This window comes from Streptomyces sp. NPDC111628 (genome assembly GCF_055635195.1).
In genome coordinates this window covers 373277-392344 of the sequence record NZ_JBVKBZ010000005.1, presented here as the reverse complement: position 1 = coordinate 392344, position 19068 = coordinate 373277, and the positions used below count along the sequence as shown (strand labels likewise).

Annotated in this window: 17 protein-coding genes; 12 read left to right on the top strand and 5 right to left on the bottom strand. The window is 73.6% G+C overall.

Annotation, left to right across the window (positions count from 1 at the left end; all coding sequences use genetic code 11):
- Positions 1-71 precede the first annotated feature (71 nt).
- The 3 genes from ACZ7MF_RS27620 (at position 72) to ACZ7MF_RS27610 (ending at position 3955) form a co-directional block, all read left to right on the top strand.
- Positions 72-1052 (top strand): nucleoside hydrolase, encoded by a 981-nt coding sequence (locus ACZ7MF_RS27620; protein WP_471480625.1) that lies wholly within the window; start codon positions 72-74, stop codon positions 1050-1052.
- Positions 1053-1152: 100 nt separating this feature from the next.
- Complete coding sequence (locus ACZ7MF_RS27615; protein ID WP_471480623.1) at positions 1153-2823, top strand: glycoside hydrolase family 13 protein; 1671 nt, start codon at positions 1153-1155, stop codon at positions 2821-2823.
- Positions 2824-3265: 442 nt separating this feature from the next.
- Positions 3266-3955, top strand: coding sequence for a hypothetical protein (locus ACZ7MF_RS27610; RefSeq protein ID WP_471480619.1), 690 nt, complete (start codon positions 3266-3268; stop codon positions 3953-3955).
- Positions 3956-3980: 25 nt separating this feature from the next.
- Here the strand turns inward: ACZ7MF_RS27610 and ACZ7MF_RS27605 are convergent, their stop codons facing one another.
- Positions 3981-5330, bottom strand: coding sequence for a helix-turn-helix domain-containing protein (locus ACZ7MF_RS27605; protein WP_471480617.1), 1350 nt, complete (start codon positions 5328-5330; stop codon positions 3981-3983).
- A 112-nt stretch (positions 5331-5442) separates the two neighbouring features.
- Here ACZ7MF_RS27605 and ACZ7MF_RS27600 point away from each other — a divergent pair, with 112 nt between their 5' ends.
- Together ACZ7MF_RS27600 and ACZ7MF_RS27595 are read left to right on the top strand one after the other, a co-directional pair.
- Positions 5443-5619, top strand: coding sequence for a hypothetical protein (locus ACZ7MF_RS27600; protein WP_361014066.1), 177 nt, complete (start codon positions 5443-5445; stop codon positions 5617-5619).
- Positions 5620-5941: 322 nt separating this feature from the next.
- Positions 5942-6706 carry a hypothetical protein gene (locus ACZ7MF_RS27595; protein WP_471480613.1) on the top strand — a complete coding sequence of 255 codons (765 nt, stop codon included), beginning with the start codon at positions 5942-5944 and terminating at the stop codon, positions 6704-6706.
- A 206-nt stretch (positions 6707-6912) separates the two neighbouring features.
- Here the strand turns inward: ACZ7MF_RS27595 and ACZ7MF_RS27590 are convergent, their stop codons facing one another.
- Positions 6913-7992 carry a hypothetical protein gene (locus ACZ7MF_RS27590; protein WP_471480611.1) on the bottom strand — a complete coding sequence of 360 codons (1080 nt, stop codon included), beginning with the start codon at positions 7990-7992 and terminating at the stop codon, positions 6913-6915.
- An 81-nt stretch (positions 7993-8073) separates the two neighbouring features.
- Entirely contained in the window at positions 8074-9333 is a 1260-nt protein-coding gene (locus tag ACZ7MF_RS27585; protein ID WP_471480608.1) for a PP2C family protein-serine/threonine phosphatase, read from the bottom strand.
- A gap of 93 nt (positions 9334-9426) precedes the next feature.
- On the opposite strand from ACZ7MF_RS27585, the gene ACZ7MF_RS27580 reads away from it, so the two are divergent.
- The 4 genes from ACZ7MF_RS27580 to ACZ7MF_RS27565 all read left to right on the top strand — a co-directional run bounded on the left by ACZ7MF_RS27580 (position 9427) and on the right by ACZ7MF_RS27565 (position 12404).
- Positions 9427-9933, top strand: coding sequence for a hypothetical protein (locus tag ACZ7MF_RS27580; RefSeq protein WP_471480606.1), 507 nt, complete (start codon positions 9427-9429; stop codon positions 9931-9933).
- Between the two features lie 84 nt (positions 9934-10017).
- Complete coding sequence (locus ACZ7MF_RS27575; RefSeq protein ID WP_471480604.1) at positions 10018-10935, top strand: hypothetical protein; 918 nt, start codon at positions 10018-10020, stop codon at positions 10933-10935.
- A 45-nt stretch (positions 10936-10980) separates the two neighbouring features.
- Positions 10981-11352, top strand: coding sequence for an ADP-ribosylation/crystallin J1 (locus tag ACZ7MF_RS27570; protein ID WP_471480602.1), 372 nt, complete (start codon positions 10981-10983; stop codon positions 11350-11352).
- A gap of 35 nt (positions 11353-11387) precedes the next feature.
- Positions 11388-12404 carry an endonuclease/exonuclease/phosphatase family protein gene (locus tag ACZ7MF_RS27565; RefSeq protein ID WP_471480600.1) on the top strand — a complete coding sequence of 339 codons (1017 nt, stop codon included), beginning with the start codon at positions 11388-11390 and terminating at the stop codon, positions 12402-12404.
- A 26-nt stretch (positions 12405-12430) separates the two neighbouring features.
- Here ACZ7MF_RS27565 and ACZ7MF_RS27560 read toward each other — a convergent pair whose 3' ends face one another.
- Complete coding sequence (locus ACZ7MF_RS27560) at positions 12431-14509, bottom strand: PhoX family protein (RefSeq protein WP_471480598.1); 2079 nt, start codon at positions 14507-14509, stop codon at positions 12431-12433.
- A gap of 263 nt (positions 14510-14772) precedes the next feature.
- On the opposite strand from ACZ7MF_RS27560, the gene ACZ7MF_RS27555 reads away from it, so the two are divergent.
- The 3 genes from ACZ7MF_RS27555 to ACZ7MF_RS27545 all read left to right on the top strand — a co-directional run bounded on the left by ACZ7MF_RS27555 (position 14773) and on the right by ACZ7MF_RS27545 (position 18258).
- Positions 14773-16059, top strand: a complete 1287-nt coding sequence (locus ACZ7MF_RS27555) for a VWA domain-containing protein (protein WP_471480596.1) — start codon at positions 14773-14775, stop codon at positions 16057-16059.
- A gap of 116 nt (positions 16060-16175) precedes the next feature.
- Positions 16176-17792, top strand: coding sequence for a methionine--tRNA ligase (metG, locus tag ACZ7MF_RS27550; RefSeq protein ID WP_471480594.1), 1617 nt, complete (start codon positions 16176-16178; stop codon positions 17790-17792).
- Positions 17793-17892: 100 nt separating this feature from the next.
- Positions 17893-18258, top strand: a complete 366-nt coding sequence (locus ACZ7MF_RS27545; RefSeq protein ID WP_356862113.1) for a PH domain-containing protein — start codon at positions 17893-17895, stop codon at positions 18256-18258.
- A gap of 31 nt (positions 18259-18289) precedes the next feature.
- On the opposite strand, the gene ACZ7MF_RS27540 is transcribed toward ACZ7MF_RS27545, so the two are convergent.
- On the bottom strand, positions 18290-19063 hold the full coding sequence (locus ACZ7MF_RS27540; protein ID WP_356862111.1) for a glycosyltransferase family 2 protein: 774 nt from the start codon (positions 19061-19063) through the stop codon (positions 18290-18292).
- Between the last annotated feature and the right edge of the window lie 5 nt (positions 19064-19068).

Here is a 19068-nt window from a genome sequence, read left to right as displayed (position 1 = left end):
GGGGACACGGCCGGGCCCGCGTAGGGTCACCGGCATCGGCGTCCCCGCGAAGTGACTAGGAGCCCCCGGCCGTGAGCACCGTCTCCGAGCAGCAGCAGCCCATTCCGGTGATCATCGACTGCGACACCGGCATCGACGACGCCCTGGCCCTGCTGCTGGCGGTCCGGCACCCGCGTCTGGACCTGCGCGCGGTCACCTGCGTGGCCGGGAACACGGACGTGGCCGGGGTCGTACGGAACACGCTGACCGTGCTGGAGCGCGCCGGTGCCCCGGACGTTCCCGTCGCCCGGGGTGCCGAGCGGCCGCTGATCGAGGGCGTGCGCACCGCACGGCACGTGCACGGGGCCGACGGCATGGGCGACCTCGGGCTCCCGGCGCCCACCCGCGCCCCCACCGACGTGGACGCGGTGACGCTGCTGCGCCGGGAGATCCTCGCCTCCCCGCGGCCGGTCACCCTGATCCCCACCGCGCCGCTGACCAACATCGCGCTGCTGCTGCGCACCCACCCGGAGGTCACCGGCAACATCGGGCGGATCGTGTTCATGGGCGGCGCGGTGGCCACCGGGAACGCGACGCCGGTCGCCGAGTTCAACGTGTGGCACGACCCGGAGGCCGCCGCGATCCTGCTCACGGCCGGGGTGCCGATCACGATGTACGGCCTCGACGTGTTCGAGCGGGTGATCGTGCCCGGCCCGGCCGTCCGGCGGCTGCGCGCGAGCGCCGAGCCCGGCACCCGGCTCGCCGGGGAGCTGCTCGCCCACCGCGGCCCGGCCACCGACGCGACGGACCCCGGCGGCGGGCTCGGCGACGCGGGCGCGGTCTGCGCGGTGATCGACCCGGCGGGCCTGACCACGCACCGGCTGCCCGTCGAGGTGTCCCTGGCTCCCGGCCCGTCCCGCGGCCAGACCCTCGTCGACCGCCGGCTGCGCGTCGGCGAGTCCGAACTGCACGACGGCATGCGCGAACAGCCCCTGGTCGACGTGGCCCTGGACGTGGACGTGGCCCGGTACGTGGAGCTCTACCTCGGCACGGTCGAGCGCACGGGAGCGTAGTCACCGGCGCGTCGCGGGCGCACGGGTTCGCTTTTCGGGTGGTCTGGACAGACGTAACAGATCAGTTCGTGTCGCCCGCACGCATCGCGAAGGAGGCCGCGTGACCGTACGCAGCACCGCCAGCACCCCCGATCTGTCGTCCAAGGACCCCAACTGGTGGCGGCAGGCCGTCATCTACCAGGTCTATCCCCGCAGCTTCGCCGACGCCGACGGCGACGGGCTCGGCGACCTGCGCGGCGTCACCCAGCGGATGACCCACCTGGCCGCCCTCGGCGTCGACGCCCTGTGGCTCAGCCCCTTCTACCCCTCCGAACTCGCCGACGGCGGCTACGACGTCGACGACTACCGCGACGTCGACCCGCGCCTGGGCACGCTGGACGACTTCGACGCGCTGGCCGCCGAGGCACACCGGCTGGGCCTGAAGGTGATCGTCGACCTGGTGCCCAACCACACCTCGCACCGCCACGCCTGGTTCCGGGAGGCGCTGGACGCCGGTCCCGGGTCGGCCGCCCGCGACCGGTACGTCTTCCGCGACGGCCGCGGCGCGCACGGCGAACTCCCGCCCACCGACTGGCAGTCCGTCTTCGGTGGCAGCGCCTGGCGGCGGGTGCCCGACGGGCAGTGGTACCTGCACCTGTTCGCGCCCCAGCAGCCCGACCTGAACTGGGAGAACGAGCAGGTCCGCGCCGACTTCCGCACCACGCTGAAGTTCTGGTGCGACCGGGGCGTCGACGGCTTCCGCGTCGACGTCGCGCACGCGCTGGTCAAGGACCTGGCCGAACCGCTGCGCGACCTGGGCGACCCCGAGCTGAGCGGCGAGGCGGCCCTGGCCCGGTTCGCGCCGGGCACCCACCCCTTCTACGACCGCGACGACGTCCACGAGGTCTACCGCGACTGGCGCAAGATCCTCGACGCCTACACCCCGCCCCGCACGGCCGTCGCCGAGGCCTGGGTCCCGGGCGCCCGGCGCGCCCTGTACGCCCGCCCGGACGAACTGGGCCAGGCCTTCAACTTCGAGTACCTCCAGACCGGCTGGGACGCCGCCGAGCTGCGCGAGGTCATCACCGGCTCGCTGGCCGACGCGCGGGCCGCCGGCGCCTCGGCGACCTGGGTGCTCTCCAACCACGACGTCGTCCGGCACGCCACCCGCCTGGTCCTGCCGCCGGGCACGGACACCGACGCCTGGCTGCTGTCCGGCGGACACGCACCCGCCGTCGACCCGGCGGCCGGACTGCGCCGGGGCCGCGCGGCGACACTGCTGATGCTGGCGCTGCCCGGCTCGGCCTACGTCTACCAGGGCGAGGAGCTGGGGCTGCCCGAGGTGGCCGACCTGCCCACCGAGGTCCTCCAGGACCCGATCTGGGAGCAGACCGGCCACGTCCGCAAGGGCCGCGACGGCTGCCGGGTGCCGCTGCCCTGGACGACGGAGGGACCCTCGTACGGCTTCGGCGCGGGCGCGGCGTGGCTGCCGCAGCCGCCGGGCTTCGCGGCGTACGCCGTCCAGGCCCAGGACGGGGTGGCGGGCTCGACGCTGGAGCTGTACCGCACGGCGCTGCGCCTGCGCCGCAAGCTGCTCGACGGCGAGTCGCTGACCTGGTCGGACGACGTCCCGGCGGGGGTGCTGCGGTTCGACCGCTCGGACGGCTGGCGCTGTGTCACCAACCTCTCCGGCACCGCGGTCGACCTGCCGGCCGGTGAGGTGCTGCTCAGCAGCGCTCCCCTGGAGGACGGCCGGCTGGGCCCGGACACGACGGTGTGGCTGGGCCTGTAACCGGTCCGCGCGGTCGCCCGGCGCGCTCACCCGGACGGCCGCGCACGCTGGTGGCGGGGCGGGGACGGTGGTGCCGTGGAAACGTGACCGATCCTGAACGGCGCCGGTCGCACCGGCCCTCCAGGAGGCACCGATGCAGCACGCCCCCGCCGCCCGCCCGTCACACGCCCCCGCCACACACCCACCATTCGGCACCGCAGACCCCGCGTCACGCACCCCCGCCACACACCCGCTGCTCGACGCCGCCAGCCCCGCGTCACACACCCCCGCGACCCGCCCTGCACTCGGCACCGCAGACCACCCGTCGCACCGCGCCTCGACCCGCCCGTCGCACCGCGCCGTCGGCCGTGCGCTGTTCGGTGCCGTGTTGGCAGCGGTGGTGGCCCTGGGGGCGAGCGCCTGTGCTGTCGGGGGGCGGGGGACGGAGGGGCCGGTCGGTCCGGTGCCGCCGACCGCGCAGTCACCCGCGGCGCATCCGTCACCCGGCCTGCCGCCGGTGCTCACCCGGGGGCAGGCGCGGGCGGCCCTGGTCACGGCGGCCGACCTGGGGGAGGGGTGGGAGCCGACGCGGGGTGCCGCGACCTGGCGCGACGAACTGCTCAAGGCCACCGCCGAACGGCCCGACTGCCGACGGCTGCTGGACGTCCTCTACACCGAGGACCTCTTCGGCGCGGGCGCCGCCACCGCGCCCCGGGCCAAGGCCGCCCTGGACGACGCGGACGGCGGGGCCCAGCTGCACTACCGGGTCACCTCCTACCGCGCCGCCGACCTGGACCGCACGCTGGCGTGGCTCGGGACGCTGCCGGACACGTGCGGGCACTTCACGGCCCGGCCCGCCCGCGGCACCGCCCGGGACGTCCACGTCAGCGGCCTGACCCTGCCGGAGGCGGGGGACGCCCGCCGGGGACTGCGGGTGACGGTGGGCGGCACGGCGCCGGACGACGGCTCCGGCGGGGACGCCCGCGCCGAGATCCTCACCGTGGACCTGGTCGCCGTCCGCCTCGGCGACGACGCGATCAGCCTCACCAACGGCACCCTCGGCGCACCGGCCGACGACGCCACCCGGACCTCCGTCGAGGTGGGCACCGGCCGCCTGACGGAGGCCCGGCGACAGGGCCGGGCCCAGGTCTAGGGCCAGGGCCAGGGAAGCCGCGGGCCTAGAGCGGTGGCTGGGCGGGGGCCGGGCCCAGGGTGGTCGTGCCGGGCGCGGTGCGGTGCCCGAGGCCGGTGCGGTAGGCGTCCAGGGCGGCCTCGACGCGGCCGGTGCGGCGCAGCAGGTCGCCGAGGAGGCGGCACAGGTCGGCCAGGTCACCGGCGGCGCCGGCCCGTTCCAGCAGGCTCAGCGCACGGACGTAGTGTTCCTCGGCGGCCTCGGTGTCCCGGGCGTCCTCGGCGATGATGCCGAGCAGCCGGTGCGCGCCCGCGGAGTGCACGGCGCCGCGTTCGGAGGAGAGGTCGTCGAGGACCCCGTGCAGCAGCTCGGCGGCCTCCTCGGACTTGCCGCGCCGGTGCAGTACGTCGGCCAGCTCGACGGCGACCTGGCTGCTGTAGAGCGCGGCGCGGGTGGCCGAGAGCATGGCGAGGGCCTCGCGCATCTCCGCCTCGGCGCGCGGCAGTTCGCCGTTCTGGGCACAGACGTAGCCGCGCATCCAGTGGCAGTTGGCCAGCTCGGTGCCCAGTTGCAGCGTGCGGTACAGCTCGGCCGCCTTGGCGAGCGAGGCGTCGGCCTCGGCGAGGCGGCCCTCGGCGAGCAGGGTGCGGGCGACCGAGCGGTGCATGCGGGCCACCAGCGCGGGGTCACCGGCGCTGGGCGCGAGGGCGAGGGCGAGTTCGGCGGCCTGGGCGGCGCGCGCGTGGGCGCCCATGTCCATGTACGGGCCGATCGCGCTGGCGTAGAGCAGCAGCAGTGCGTCGGGGTCGTGCAGGCCGCCGCGGTTCAGCTCGTCGAGGGTGGACTCCAGCAGGTAGACGGCGTACCGCAGTTCACCGGCGAGGTAGTGCGAGAGCGCGCGTCCGCGCAGGGCGGGGACCCGGGCGGGCAGCGGGGCCCCGGCGTCGACGAGGCACTGCTCGGCCCGCTCGAAGTACTGGCGTCCCGCGGCCAGTTCGCCGGTCTCCACGGCACACTCGCCGAGCCCGAGCAGCGCGGCGGCCCGCTCCTCGGCCAGCTCGTACGTCTCGGCCTCGGTGAGCAGCCCGGTGTACTGCGCGGCCGCCTGCTCCGCTCCCTCGGTGGCGAGGGTGCGCTGCGCCTCGGTGAGCCTGAGCCGCAGGTCGGTGGCGAGGCGGGCGGGGCGGCCGGTGACCAGCTCCTCGTAGCCGACGCCGAGGCGGTCGGCGAGGTGCCGCAGCGCCTCGTCGGAGGGGCGGACACGGCCGGCCTCCAGGGTGGAGATGTAGGCGGGTGTGTACGCCGGTTCCGCGAGCTGGCGCTGGGTCATCCCGCGCTCGGCCCGCAGCCGCTGCACCCGGCGCCCGATGGCGTTTCGGTCGTCGCGGTCCCCCACTGCCAACTCCCCATGACGCTCTTGCCGTTCCGCGCGGACGGCTCTAGGTTAAACCGCGGATTAAGCGCGCTTAACCGCGCTTGACACAATTCCTCATCCCGCAGAGGACACCGTGCCCGTACGCTTCCGCACCGCCGAACGTTACGCCAGAGCGCTCGCCGCCGCCGTCGCCGCCGTGGTCTGCCTGCTGCTGGCCTCGAACGCGGGCCCGACGGCCGCGGCCGGCTCCCCCGCACCGGCCGGAGAGAGCGCCCCGCACCTGGGCGAACCGGCCTCGGTGCAGCGCTGAGGGGCGCGGGGGCAGCGCCGAGGGCGACGGACACTGCCCCGAAGGCCACGGATCCTGCCCGTCGCCCACTCCTTTCCTCGGCCGCACTCCGATAAACAGAGGGGTCAAGCCCTGACGGGATCCGGCGGAGAGGAACGGATGTGCGGGCACACCACCGGGACGAAGAACGGGAGTCGGCCGCCGGGCCACGGCGCACCGTCCGCCGCCCCGAGCAGGACCCGGGAGCGGCTCGGCTGCTCGGTCTGCAGGAGAGCGTCGGGAACGACGCCGTCACGGAGACGCTCCGCCGGTCCGGACATCCGGGCGCGGCGCACGGGGCCCCGTGCAGCGGGCGCCGAAACGCGACCACGAGGAGAGCACCCAGGGCGCGATCGACCCGGTCGCGGTGAGCATGCTCGGTGGGGAACTCGGCCGCACGAAGGCCTGGGAGGACAAGGGTGGCCAGTCGCACAAGCTGCCCAAGGACCACAAAGAGGGCGCCTGCTGGGAGTGGGCGGTCCGCGCCGCCTCGGACGGCGGCGGCCTCTCCCACGAAGAGTGCTGGAACTACCTGATCAGCAACGGCGAGTCGAGCAAGCTCAACCAGATCGCCCCCGCGGTCAAGCAGCAACTCGACCAACTGCGCTCCCAGATCACGGCCGCCGGACTGCAGTACGACCCCTTCAAGATCGACGAGAAGCACCCGGAAGACACCCTCGGGCCCCTCATGAAACAGGCGACGGAGGGCTTCGTGCGAGCCCACGGCCTTCAGGTGACCGAGCCGGCGAATGCGGCGGGCTGGGTCGTGTGCAACTACAAGAAGACGGGAAGGATCGCGGTTCCCGACCACTTCTGGATCGAGCTTCCTGATCCGAAGACCGGCCAACGCGTGGTGCTCCAGACGGTTCCGGGCATGGATCACATCGAGGCCGGCGGGCCGGAGCTGCGCCGGCACGAGAAGGACAGCGTGAAGGAACGGCAGGGCGAGCACACGGAGCACAAGAAGATCGAGATACCCGTCGCGGCGCTCAAGGGCCAGCACACCCAGATCATCAACAGCATCCTGGAGCGGGGCCGCCGCACCCGGTCCAAGGCCGGCCCCGCCTAGGGCCTGTCTGACCATTCGCGTCGTCGCCCGAAGGGCGGCCGCGCGGCGTCAGGTGCGTGCTCTGGGGGTCCCCCCGGCCGGAGGCTGGGGGAGTGCCGGCCCCAGGCCCGCGTACTGGCCGTACTCGGGTCTGGGGCCGGTGCGGCGAGAGTGCGTGCATGGCGTCGCGCGGCAGACGGGAATTGTCAGACAGGCCCTAGGGCCCGTCAGCCCTGCGTCTGCAAGCGGCTCAGTTCGCGCTGGACGTGGTCCAGGGCGCCCTCGCGGCGGCCCGGCACGCGGCCGCGCAGCGCGGCGAGGGCCGCACCCAGTTCGCGGGCCGGTCCGGCGTCGCGGATCCGCCCCCACTGGTGGTGGGCCCGGTCGACGGCCGCCTCCACGGCGGGCGCCTGCGGCGGCTGCCCGGCGCCGAGCCGGGCCTCGGCCACCGTCAGCCAGGCCCGGCAGCTGCGCACCGGGTCCCCCGCGAACATCGCCAGGTCGGCCCGGACCTCCGTCCAGTGCAGCGCGTCCTCGGAGGCGGGCCCGTGCCCGTGGGCCGCGGCCCGCTCGTGCCGGGCGGCGAGCGCGTCGGCGTCCCCGTGCCGCCCGGAGCGCACCGCGGCGGCGATGACGGCGTGCGGGTCGCCCGCCACCGGCCCCGGCGCCGTCAGCACCAGGTCGGCGCCGGTCACCGCGCCGCTGCCCGCGGCGTCGGCGGCGGCGCGGGCCAGCGCCTGCTGGTGCAGTTCGTCCGGCGCCGGCCGGTGCCCGCTGCGCAGGATCGTCGCCACGCCCCGCATGTACGACGGGACGGCCACCGCCCGCCGTGCGGGCGGCGGCGCGACGCGACCGTAGACGGCGTTGTTGCGCCCGGAGTCCAGCGGGTTGGTCCGCAGCCACTGCCAGGTCTCGTGGTCGGCGTGCAGATCGAGCAGCAGCGTCGTCGCGCCGCTCGGCCGCAGCCGCAGCTCCTCGCGGATCCAGTGCCAGGGCAGCGCCGTGTAGCGGACGGTCGACGGGGTCGTGCGGGCCAGCGCCAGGTGCGGCAGGCGCTGGCGCCGGTCCAGCTGGAGCTGCCCGGCGACGTAGACCGTGAGCGGTCCGGGGGCCGCCGCCGCGGCCCGCAGCCGGGTCAGGACGGCCTGCGGCTCCAGCGGGTCGGCGAGTTCGACGACGTTCGCCGTGTCCGTGCCGGCGAGCACGGCGGGCGGCACGGCCGCGAGCACGGGGAGCACGGAGGCGGCGTCCACCAGGCACCCGCGGCCCACGGGCGCCGCCGCGAGCAGCAGCACGGTTCCGGGCATGTCCCTGTCCCTCCCCCTGTCGATCACGCAGGTCGATCACGTACCGCAGCACCGTAACCGCTGCGGCCGCGAAGCGGGCACTCAGCCGCCGTCGGCCGGCTCCCGACCGGCCGGTGTCCGCCGTACCGCGAAGACCGTGGTGTCGTCGGCCACCCGCCCCCGGCAGTGCCGCAGCGTGCCGTCCCGGACGAGGGACACCAGCCGCGCGGGCACGGCGTTGCGGGCGTCGGCGGCGACGGCGCGGGCGATGTCGTCGGCCGGCCGGTAGAAGACCCCGCCGGGGTCCCGGGCCTCGGTCACCCCGTCGGTGACCAGCAGCAGCGTCTCGTCCTCGGCCAGGTGCAGCCGGTGCACCGGCGGCGTCCCGGACCGGCCGGTGGGCGCCAGTTCGGCCATGCCCAGCGGCAGCCCGCCCACGACCGGCAGCAGGCGCACCCCGCGCGGGCCGACCGCCATCGGGGGTTCGTGACCGAAGACGACGGCGTCCACGGCGTCCGGCAGGCCGGGCGGGAAACCGATCAGCACGGCGGTCGCGAACCGGTCGCCGTCGGCCCGGCCGAGGCCCGCGGTGTGCCCGCGGTGGCGCAGCATGCGGGTCTCCAGGCGCTCGGCGACCGTCGCGAGGTCCGCTTCGTGGTAGCCGACCTCGCGGAAGGTGCCGAGCAGCGCGGCGGCCGTCTCCACCGCGCCGAGACCCTTGCCCTGCACGTCGCCGACGAGGACCCGGGTGCCGTGCGGTCCGGGCTGGATGTCGTAGAAGTCGCCGCCGACGCGGGCCTCGCTGTCCGCGGAGAGGTAGACGGCGGCGTGGTCGAGGCCGCCGAAACCCACCGGGAGCGGGCGCAGCACGGTGCGGCGGGTGGTGTCGGCGATGTCCCGCATGTGCAGCATGCGCCGCTCGCCGTCGACCCGGAACGCGGCGGCCACCACGGCGATGGCGCCGCCCAGCACGACGAGGACCAGACCGGGCAGCCCGGTCTCGTCGCGGTGCTGCCACACGGTGTCGGCACAGACGTAGACGACGACCGCGAGCACGGCGAAGGCGGCCGTTCCCCGCACCCCGCAGATCGCGGCTGCGACGCCCGGCACCAGCACGGTCCAGGAGATGATCTCGAAGGCGCCGGTGGTGACGTCGCCCGCGGCGATGCCGACGAGCAGCAGCAGGGGGAACACCCAGGCCACGGTGCGGCCGCGCACACTGAGCAGCTCGTGCCGGGACACGGCGTCGCCCCAGCCGGCGGCGTGCACGAGCCGGCCGAGCGGCCGCCACCGGGCGCGCACCGGCCTGCGGACACGACCCCTCACGGGCCCCAGCGAAACACGCGCCCGACCGGCCCGCATCCCGACCGGCCCGCGTCCTGACTTGCCAGTCGGCGGGCCCAGGTGTGCGCTGGTAGACGGGGGCAGACGGGGCGAGGCGAGAGGAGTGCTCTCATGACTCACGCGGTACCCACACGCACCACGTCCACCGGCGCCCGCACCGGCGGCACCGGTACGGGACGGGACACGTCCGGGCGCCGTACGCCCGACGTCTTCGGCGCGCGGACCCACCTGCTGGCGAAGTGGGCGATGCCGCTGGCGATCGGGCTGGTCTACGGCTACTGGGCGGCGTCCGTGCGCCGCCACGGCGGCCCCATCACCGGCTGGAACCTGCTGTTCGGCTTCATGACGGTGCTCGCCTTCGCCCTCCTCTGGTACGCGGTCCGCGCCGTGGCCGACCGGCTGCCGCGCGAGGGCCACGCGGTGCTGTGGGGGGCGTTCACGGGCAGCGCCGTGGGGTTCCTGTACTCGGGCAGCGGCGTGGCCATGTTCACCTGCGTCCTCGCCTCCCTGCTGCTCGCGGGAGCGGTCACGGCCGGGCTGTACTACCTCTACGCCACCCACGAGGACGCCGAGGATGCCCGGGCGGCCAGGCACCGCACCCTCACCCGCACCACCTGACCGGCTCGTCCCCGGGGGCGTCTTCGGGGGCCATATGCAGTCACGCCGGTGGCCCGCCGGGGGCGCGGGGGTTTGCCTGGGAGGGTGTCCCGCCGCCTCCGGAGCGCCCTGTCGGCCGCCCTGATCGTCCTCGCCTGCCTGCTCGCACCGTGCGCCACGCTGGCGGGCTGGGCGATGCACGGGCCGGCCGACACGGGCCGCTACGTCGCGTCCATGGCGCCGCTCGCCGACGATCCGGACGTGCGGGACGCGGCCGCCGACACGCTGGGCGCCGGGTTCGCGGGGCTCGTCGACGAGGTCGCGGCAGGCCCCGTGAACGGCAGCGTGCGGCTCTTCGTGCGGGACGCGGCCCGGTCGTTCACCCGGACCGAGGCCTTCCACGAGGGCTGGGACGCGGCGAACCGCACCGTCCACGCCGCCGTGCTGCGCGCCCTGCGGGACGACGGCGCGGCGGGGCGCCCGGTCACCGTCGACCTGGCCCCCGTCACCGAACGCGTGCGGGACCGGCTCGCCGCGGACCACGTGCCCTTCGCCCGGCGCATCCCGGTCCGCCATCTCGCGGTCACCGTGCTCCCGGCCCACGAGGCGGACCGGCTCAGGAAGGGCTACCACGTGCTCGACGTCGCCGCCTTCTGGCTGCCGCTGGCGGCCGTCGTCTTCGCGGTCACCGGAATCGCCGTCGCCGCCTGCCGCCGCCGCGCCCTCACGGCCGCCGGGATCGGCACCGCCCTCGGCGGCGCCCTGCTCGCCCTCGCCGTCCTGGTCGGCCGCCGGCTCACCGTCGCCGAACTCCCCGGCCCGGTGGACGGCCCCGCCGCGGGCGCCGTGTACGACGCCCTCACCGAAACGCTGCGCACCGCCTCCTGGCTCCTCGTCGCCCTCGGCCTCACGGTCGCCCTGGCCTCCTGGCTCACGGGCCGGTACGGGCGTCCGCCGCGCCGCCGGTCCCCCGCGCCCGCCGCCGAGCCCGGCCCGCCCCGGCCGACCCGCACCCGCCTCTGAAACGCCTTGGCGGGGACCGCGCCCGGGCGGCTAACGTCGCCGCCCATGACCGAGAACCGGACCGAGCGCGGCACGACGACCCTGTGGCGGCCCACCGGCCCCGAGGAGCTGGCGCTCGTCGAGGCATCCGGCTGGACGGCCTGGCCCCCGCGCCTGCCCGAGCAGCCGATCTTCTACCCGGTCCTCAACGAGGACTACGCCGTCCGCATCGCCCGCAACTGGAACGTTCCCGCGTCCGGCTCGGGATACGTGACCCGGTTCGAGGCCGACACCGCGTTCCTGGCCCGCTACCCGGTCCGCCAGGCAGGCGGCGAGACCATCCTGGAGCTGTGGGTCCCGGCGGAGGAACTGGCGGAGTTCAACCGGCACATCGTGGGCCGCATCGAGGTCGTCCGGGAGTTCCACGACCGGGCGTAGATTCGGGCATCGCACCGCGAGCGAAGGGCCGCGACTTGGACACCGAGACCGACACGGCGACCGGCACGTGGACGGACGCCCACGACGGGCGGACGCCCCGCCGCACCGGACGGCGCCTCGGTGCCTGGTGCGCGGGGCTGCTGTTCGCCGGGGTGAGCGTGGTCGTCGGCTGCCGGGCCGCCGACAGCGACGGCGTCACCCCCGTACCGCAACTCCTCGCCTTCCTGCCCTGGCTGCTGGTGCCGACCGGCGCCGGGCTGCTGCTGACGCTGCTCGCCCGGTGGTGGACCGGCGCCGTGTGGGGCGTCGCGCTGCTCGGGCTCCTCGCGTGGTTCATCGAGCCGTACGGCAAGAGTGTGGAGCCCACCGGACCGCCCCTCGCCGAGATCCGGGTGCTGACCTCCAACGTGGAGTTCGGGCAGGGCACCGACGCGCTGATCGCCGCCGTGCGCCGCGAGAAGCCCGACCTCGTTTTCGTACAGGAGTGCGAGCGCACCTGCGACGCGGCGCTGCGGCGCGACCTGGCCGCCGGCTTTCCGCACCGGCGGGCCGTCGAGGGCGACGGCTCCAAGGGCTCCGTGATCCTGAGCGCCTTCCCGCTCCGGGCCGCCCCCGCCGTCCCCGGCACCATGGGCATGCCCGCCGCCGTCGCCGACGTGCGCGGCCACGCCGTACGGCTCCGGCTCGCCCACCCGATGCCGCCGCTGGCGGACCGGGTGGACCTGTGGCGCGAGGAGCTGGACGCCCTGCGCGACGCCGCCGCGGGGGACCGCGGCACGCCCACCGTCCTGGCCGGCGACTTCAACGCCTCGCAGGACCACGCCGCCTTCCGCCGCATCCTGGACACGGGGCTGCGCGACGCGGCCCGGCTCGCGGGCGAGGACCGCACACCCAGCTGGCCCGCGAGGACCCTCCCCGTGTTCGGCACGCAGATCGACCACGTCCTGGTGTCCGAGGACTTCGCCGCGCGCGACGCCCGGTTCCTCGACCTGGCGGGCACCGACCACCGCGCACTGGTCGTCGACCTGACCCTGCACGCGGCGGCCGGCTGACCGCTCCCTCTTGCTTCCCGGCCGGCTCAGACGCCGATGTCGCCGCCGTCCGCGCGCCACACCGCCACGACCGCCGGGCGCACGATCTTCCCGGGCCCGTCGGGCCAGGTGCTGGCCGGCTGCTCCACCGAGGCACCGTCGACCTCGCCCGGGTGCTGCACGGCGACCAGCACCCGCCGGTCCTGGACGAGCGGACCGCAGGTCTCGGCGCCGGTCGGCACGGTCAGGAACTGCTTCAGCTCACCGCGCCGGTCGCCCCTGGTCGCCACGCCGAAGAGCCCGTCGTGGGTGCCGAGGGCATTGCCGTCGGTGGAAATCCACAGGTTGCCGTGGTCGTCGAAGGCGACGTTGTCCGGGCAGGAGATCGGGCTGACCCGGTCCTTGGGGAATCCCGCGAAGTAGGTCGCCGGGTCCTCCGGGTCACCGGCGACCAGGAACAGCGACCACCCGAAGCGGGTGGCGTCGGCCCGGTTCCAGCGCTCGGTCAGCTCCAGGACGTGGCCGTGCTTGTTGGAGTTGCGCGGGTTGGCCTCGTCGGGACCCGCGTAACCGGCCTTGCCCCGGTTGGAGTTGTTGGTGAGGGCGACGTACACCTTGCCGGTCGTCGGCGACGGCTCGATGTCCTCGGGCCGGTCCATCTTGGTCGCGCCGACCTTGTCCCCGGCGAGCCGGGTGAAGACGCACACCTCCTCGGCGCTCATCCCCTCGACGTGCGAGACGGCACCGCGCTCCGTGGCGGTGACCAGCGGAATCCACTCGCCGCCGCCGTCGAACTCGCCGTCGCGCGGCAGCGTCCCCGTCCCGTCGATCTCGATGGCCGGGGAGTCACCGTCGAGCTTGGCGACGTACAGCGTCCCCTCGTCGAGCAGCGAGAGATTGTGCTCGCGCGCCCAGCGTGAGGTGCCGTGCCGCATCCGCTTGCTGCCGACGAACTTGTAGAAGTAGTCGAACCGCTCGTCGTCGCCGGTGTAGACGACCGGCCGCCCGTCGTGCGTCAGCCGCACGGTCGCGGCCTCGTGCTTGAACCGGCCGAGCGCGGTGTGCTTGCGCGGCGTCGACTCGGGATCGTACGGATCCAGCTCCACGACGTACCCGAACCGATGCACCTCGTTCGGCTCCCGGGCGACGTCGAACCGCTTGTCGAACCGCTCCCACTTGCGCTCGGTGGCCCCGGTCCCGATCCCGTACCGCTTGTCGGTGTCCCGGCTGCTGTTGGCGAAGTACTGGTTGAAGTTCTCCTCGCCGTGCAGCGTGGTGCCCCAGGGGGTGGTGCCGCCGGAGCAGTTGTTGAGGGTGCCGAGCACCTTGCGGCCGGTGCGGTCGGCGGAGGTCCTCACCAGGTCGGACCCGGCCGCCGGGCCGGTCAGCCGGAACTCGCTGGTGGCGGTGACCCGCCGGTTCAGCCGATGCCGCGACACCGCCGTGAGCCGCCCGCTCCTGCGCTCCGCCTCCACGGCGACGACCGACAGCCCGTGCGCGGCCCAGGCGATCTCGACCTGCTCGCGGGTCGGGTTCTCGGGGTCGTAGCCGCGGAACATGAGCACCTCGTCGGTGTACTCGTGGTTCGCGACGAGGAGCTGGCGGTCGTGCTCGCCCCGCAGCGGCAGCAGCGCGAGGAAGTCGTTGTTGTACCCGAACTGCCCGGCCTGCGCCCTGGCGCTCTGCTTCTCCGGGTCGAAGGCGGGCGCCCCACGCAGAATGGGTTCACCCCAACGGATGACGACGTCCTGCCGGTACCCCTCCGGAACGGTCACGGCGTCGTCGGTGTTGGGCGCGACGGGCGTGAACCGCAGCCCGCGCGCACCGGATGCCCCGGGGGGCCGCCCGTGCCCCTTTCCGGCCGCGGGCGCGGCCTGCGCCGACGGCGCCCCCGCCACGCCGACGGCCCCGGCGCCCGCCGCGGCGACGGTCACGACGGCGGCGGCCCGCATCATGGAACGGCGGCTGAGCGCCCCGGCGATGACATCGCCGACGTACTCGTTGGAGCTGGTGTTCGGCACCTCGTGGAAGCAGGCGTCACCACACCGGAAACGGCAGGTCATCGCCGACCGTCCGCCAGGATGCGAACCGGACGGCGTCCCGATCAACGGCAGTAGCTTGCGCACTGTGTTCTCCCCTTGAGAATCCCTGTATGCCCTGGTGTCAGCGCGACCGTAGGCGCGCATACGTGCGGGGACCGGGCGTCGCGGTGAACGGAGGGTGAACCCGCGGAATCCGCAGGGGAATTGCGACGACGACCGGATCCGGCCTTGACGCCTCGCCGCCCGTACATCAGACCCTGCACAAGATCACAAGCCGGGACCGCTAACCTTACGTGTCCGTCCTGGCCAGGGATTGACGGCACCAACTCACTCGAAGGGTTGCGCACATGGGCATTCTCACTCTCCTGCGGAACGCGTTCGGCCGCTCACGCAAGGAACGGACCGCACAGGCGGAGGGTGCGACGCAGGAGACGGCACCGCCGGTCACCGCACCGGAGCCGAAGCTCCCGTCCCAGCCCACCGCACCCCCGGAGCCGGCCGAGACCACCTCGGCCGAGCCGGAGTCCTCCCAGATCCCCGAGCCCCGCTCGGAATCCACCCCCGACGAGCACGACCTCGTCAAGGCCGCCTTCACCAACATCACGGTCCCGACACCAACGGCCACCCCCTCGGCCCCGGAGACACCCCCGGAACCGAATCCCACGCCCGCAGAGCCCGAGGCAGCCCCTGCCCCGAACCCCGAGCCGGAGGCAAAGGCCGAGGCGGAGGCGAAGCCCGACGCTGAGCCCGAGCCGGAGGCCGAGGCGGAGCCGCAGGCCACCCCCGAGCCCGCGGCCGCCGACGGCGAGGAAGCCCCACAGGGGCCACCCGCACCCGACAACGAAGGCAGCACGGGTGGTGCGGGTGGGAACACGGACGCCGAAGGCGCAGCCGAGGCGTCACAGTCCGCCACCCCGCCGGAGGCACCCCGTGGGAACACGGACGCCGAAGGCGCAGCCGAGGCGTCAAAACCCGCAACCCCCGCGGCACGCCTCCGCTCCCGCGCCCCCGGCCTCACCACCGCCTACAAGGCCGCCGCCACCGCCCTCAAGAAGCACGACCTCACCGGCACCCGCGCCAAGGTCCACCTGGTCCTCGACCGCTCCGCCTCCATGCGCCCGTACTACAAGGACGGCTCCGCCCAGGCCCTCGCCGAGCAGACCCTCGCCCTCGCGGCACACCTCGACCCCGAGGCCACGGTCCACGTCACGTTCTTCTCCACCGAGGTGGACGGCACCGGCGACCTGACCCTCACCGACCACGAGAACAAGATCGACGAGCTGCACGCGGCGCTCGGCCGCATGGGCCGCACCAGCTACCACGCAGCCGTGGAGGCCGTCCTCGCCCACCACGCCGAGAAGGACGCCCCCGGCACCCCCGTCCTGGTGGTCTTCCAGACCGACGGCGCCCCCGACGCCAAGACCCCCGCCACCCAGGCCCTCACGGACGCCGCCGCGAACCACCCGAACGTCCACTTCTCCTTCGTCGCCTTCGGCGACCCGGAGAACAAGGCCTTCGACTACCTCCGCAAGCTCAAGACGGGCAACGCCTCCCACTTCCTGGCCGGCGAGACCCCGAAGGAGCTGACCGACAAGGAGCTGTACGAGGCCGTACTGGCCACCTGGCGCCCGTAGCCGGTCACCACAGCCGCACGGTCAACCCTTTCGGGGGGTGGACGAAGGGGAAGCCCTCCGTCCACCCCCCGAAACGCGTGTGAGTCGATCTCCGCGGGCCCAGTAGGATTTCGACCATGGCGGCCACTGGAAACGAGAAGCAGGGGGCGAAGGCGTACTACGTCTCGACCCCCATCTACTACGTCAACGACGCTCCTCACCTGGGCCACGCCTATACGACCGTCGCAGGCGACGTGCTCACCCGCTGGCACCGCCAGCGCGGCGAGAAGGTGTGGTACCTCACCGGCACGGACGAGCACGGTCAGAAGATCATGCGCACGGCCGAGGCGAACGGGGTCACCCCGCAGGCCTGGGCCGACAAGCTCGTCACCGAGGCCTGGAAGCCCCTGTGGGAGCACCTGGAGATCGCGAACGACGACTTCATCCGCACCACGCAGAAGCGGCACACCGACCGCGTCCAGGAGTTCGTGCAGGACCTGTACGACAAGGGCGAGATCTACAAGGGCGGCTACGAGGGCCCGTACTGCGTGGGCTGCGAGGAGTACAAGCTCCCCGGCGAGCTGCTCGACGGCGAGGGCGAGTACGCGGGCCAGAAGCTGTGCTCGATCCACAAGAAGCCGGTGGAGATCCTCAGCGAGGAGAACTACTTCTTCAAGCTGAGCGAGTACAGCGAGAAGCTGCTCGCCCACTACGAGGCCAACCCGGGCTTCATCCAGCCCGAGTCCGCGCGCAACGAGGTCGTGAATTTCGTCCGCCAGGGCCTCCAGGACCTCTCCATCTCCCGCTCGACCTTCGACTGGGGCGTGCCGGTCCCCTGGGACGACAAGCACGTCATCTACGTATGGGTCGACGCCCTCCTGAACTACGCCACGGCGGTCGGCTACAACGAGAACCCGGAGAAGTTCGAGTCGACGTTCCCCGCCGACGTGCACCTGGTCGGCAAGGACATCCTCCGCTTCCACGCGATCATCTGGCCGGCGATGCTGATGGCGCAGGGCCTGCCCCTGCCGGGGAAGATCGCCGCGAACGGCTGGCTGATGGTCGGGGGCGAGAAGATGTCGAAGTCCAACCTGACCGGCATCAAGCCGCAGGACCTGACCATGCACTTCGGTGTGGACGCGTACCGCTGGTACTTCCTGCGCGCGATCGCCTTCGGCCAGGACGGCTCGTTCTCCTGGGAGGACTTCTCCGCCCGCTACACCAGCGAGCTGGCCAACGACTACGGCAACCTGGCGTCCCGCGTGGCGGCCATGGTCAACAAGTACTTCGGCGGCGAGCTGCCGGCCGCGACGGCCGACGGCGACGCGGAGAAGGCCATCCACGACGGCCTGACCAAGGCCGTGTCGGAGGCGGACCGGAAGATCGGCGAGGAGCTGGACTTCCAGGGCGGCATCCTGGCGGTCTTCGACTTCGTCAAGCAGGTCAACGGCTACATCACCGAGCAGGAGCCCTGGAAGGTCGCGAAGGACGACAGCCCGGAGGGCAAGGCCCGCCTGGCGACGATCCTCTACACGGCCGCGGAAGCACTCCGCGCGGTGGCGGTCCTGCTCAACCCGATCATGCCGGACACCTCCCAGAAGCTCTGGGACTCCCTCGGCGCCGAGCCGTCCCTCGGCGGCCTCGCGGACCAGAAGGTCCAGGACGCGGCGGACTGGGGCCGGCTGCCCGCCGGCGCGACCGTCACCAAGGGCGCGGTGCTCTTCCCGCGTCTCGAGGAGAAGCCGGCGGCGTAACGCGCTCGCTACAGCAGGGGCCCGGGAGAGGCAGGAGCTTCTCCCGGGCCCTCCGCTTTGCGAAAATCGAACGAACAGCCAGCTCACGTGGGGGACATCCATGGCACTGTTCGGCAACGCGCACAGCATCGACCCGGCCCAGGCGCAGCAGGAGTACGCGCGGCTGCTCGGCCACGGCGAGCAGGTCCACGCGGCCTACCTGCTGATCCGCGACACCATCCTGTTCACCGACCGGCGGCTGATCCTGATCGACAAGCAGGGCATCACCGGCAAGAAGACCGAGTACCACTCGATCCCCTACCGCAGCATCACGCACTTCGCGGTCGAGACCGCCGGCCACTTCGACCTCGACGCCGAACTGAAGATCTGGCTCTCCGGCTCCCAGACCCCCGTCCAGAAGACCTTCACCAAGGGCGTCGACATCTACGAGGTCCAGGCGATCCTGACCCAGTTCGTGGCCCGGTAGGCCCCGGTAGGCCGCGGTAGGCTGCGTCGCGCTAGATGCGCGAGTTGCGCAGCGACTGCCACACGGCGCCGGCCAGTGCCCGCGTCGCCCGCGGGACCGACAGGTGTTCGTGCTCGCGGTACAGGGCCCAGTTGTACTCCACGAGCGACAGCTTGTTGGAGGACAGCGATCCCGCCTGATGGGCCCTGTACACCGCGAGCGGCTCGGCCAGCCCCCGGGCGTCGGCGCCGTCCCGCATGATCGACAGCCACAGGGCGTAGTCCTGGCGCTTGCGCATCTCCGGCATCAGCCTGGTGCCCAGGACGTTGCGGTCGTACATGGCGGTGAGAGCACCGATGTGGTCCTGGACCAGCATCGCGCGGTAGTCCACGTGTTCCCGCGCCCGGATCACCCGGCCGTTCGGGACCCAGTCGGTGCTCTCGCCGTCGTGCTCGGCATCCATCTTGAAGTACGAGGTGAACGTCAGAGGCGCAGTGCCTTCCGCGGCGAAGGCGAGCTGCTTCTCGGTCTTCTCCGGCAGCCACATGTCGTCCGAGTCGAGGAAGGCGACGTAGTCCCCGCGGGCCCGCTCGATGGCGAGGTTGCGGGCCCGGCCCGCGCCGCCCCGCTCCGGCGAGGAGCGGGGCAGGACGCGCTCGTCCTGGGCGGCGAACTCGCGCAGCAGGTCCATGGAGCCGTCGGAGGACTGGTCGTCGGTGACCAGCAGCTCCAGATCGCTGTGGGTCTGCGTGAGCACCGATCGGACGGCTGCGCCCAGGGTGGCCGCCGAGTTGTACACGGGCATCACGACGGACACCAGGGGCACAGCAC

What these genes read in the sequence shown, in the direction of transcription:
- ACZ7MF_RS27590 (WP_471480611.1), bottom strand. Translation starts at nt 7,992, where the DNA reads ATGCCCGGAACCGTGCTGCTGCTCGCGGCGGCGCCCGTGGGCCGCGGG.
- ACZ7MF_RS27585 (WP_471480608.1), bottom strand. Translation starts at nt 9,333, where the DNA reads ATGCGGGCCGGTCGGGCGCGTGTTTCGCTGGGGCCCGTGAGGGGTCGT.
- ACZ7MF_RS27580 (WP_471480606.1), top strand. Translation starts at nt 9,427, where the DNA reads ATGACTCACGCGGTACCCACACGCACCACGTCCACCGGCGCCCGCACC.
- ACZ7MF_RS27570 (WP_471480602.1), top strand. Translation starts at nt 10,981, where the DNA reads ATGACCGAGAACCGGACCGAGCGCGGCACGACGACCCTGTGGCGGCCC.
- ACZ7MF_RS27555 (WP_471480596.1), top strand. Translation starts at nt 14,773, where the DNA reads ATGGGCATTCTCACTCTCCTGCGGAACGCGTTCGGCCGCTCACGCAAG.
- metG (WP_471480594.1), top strand. Translation starts at nt 16,176, where the DNA reads ATGGCGGCCACTGGAAACGAGAAGCAGGGGGCGAAGGCGTACTACGTC.
- ACZ7MF_RS27545 (WP_356862113.1), top strand. Translation starts at nt 17,893, where the DNA reads ATGGCACTGTTCGGCAACGCGCACAGCATCGACCCGGCCCAGGCGCAG.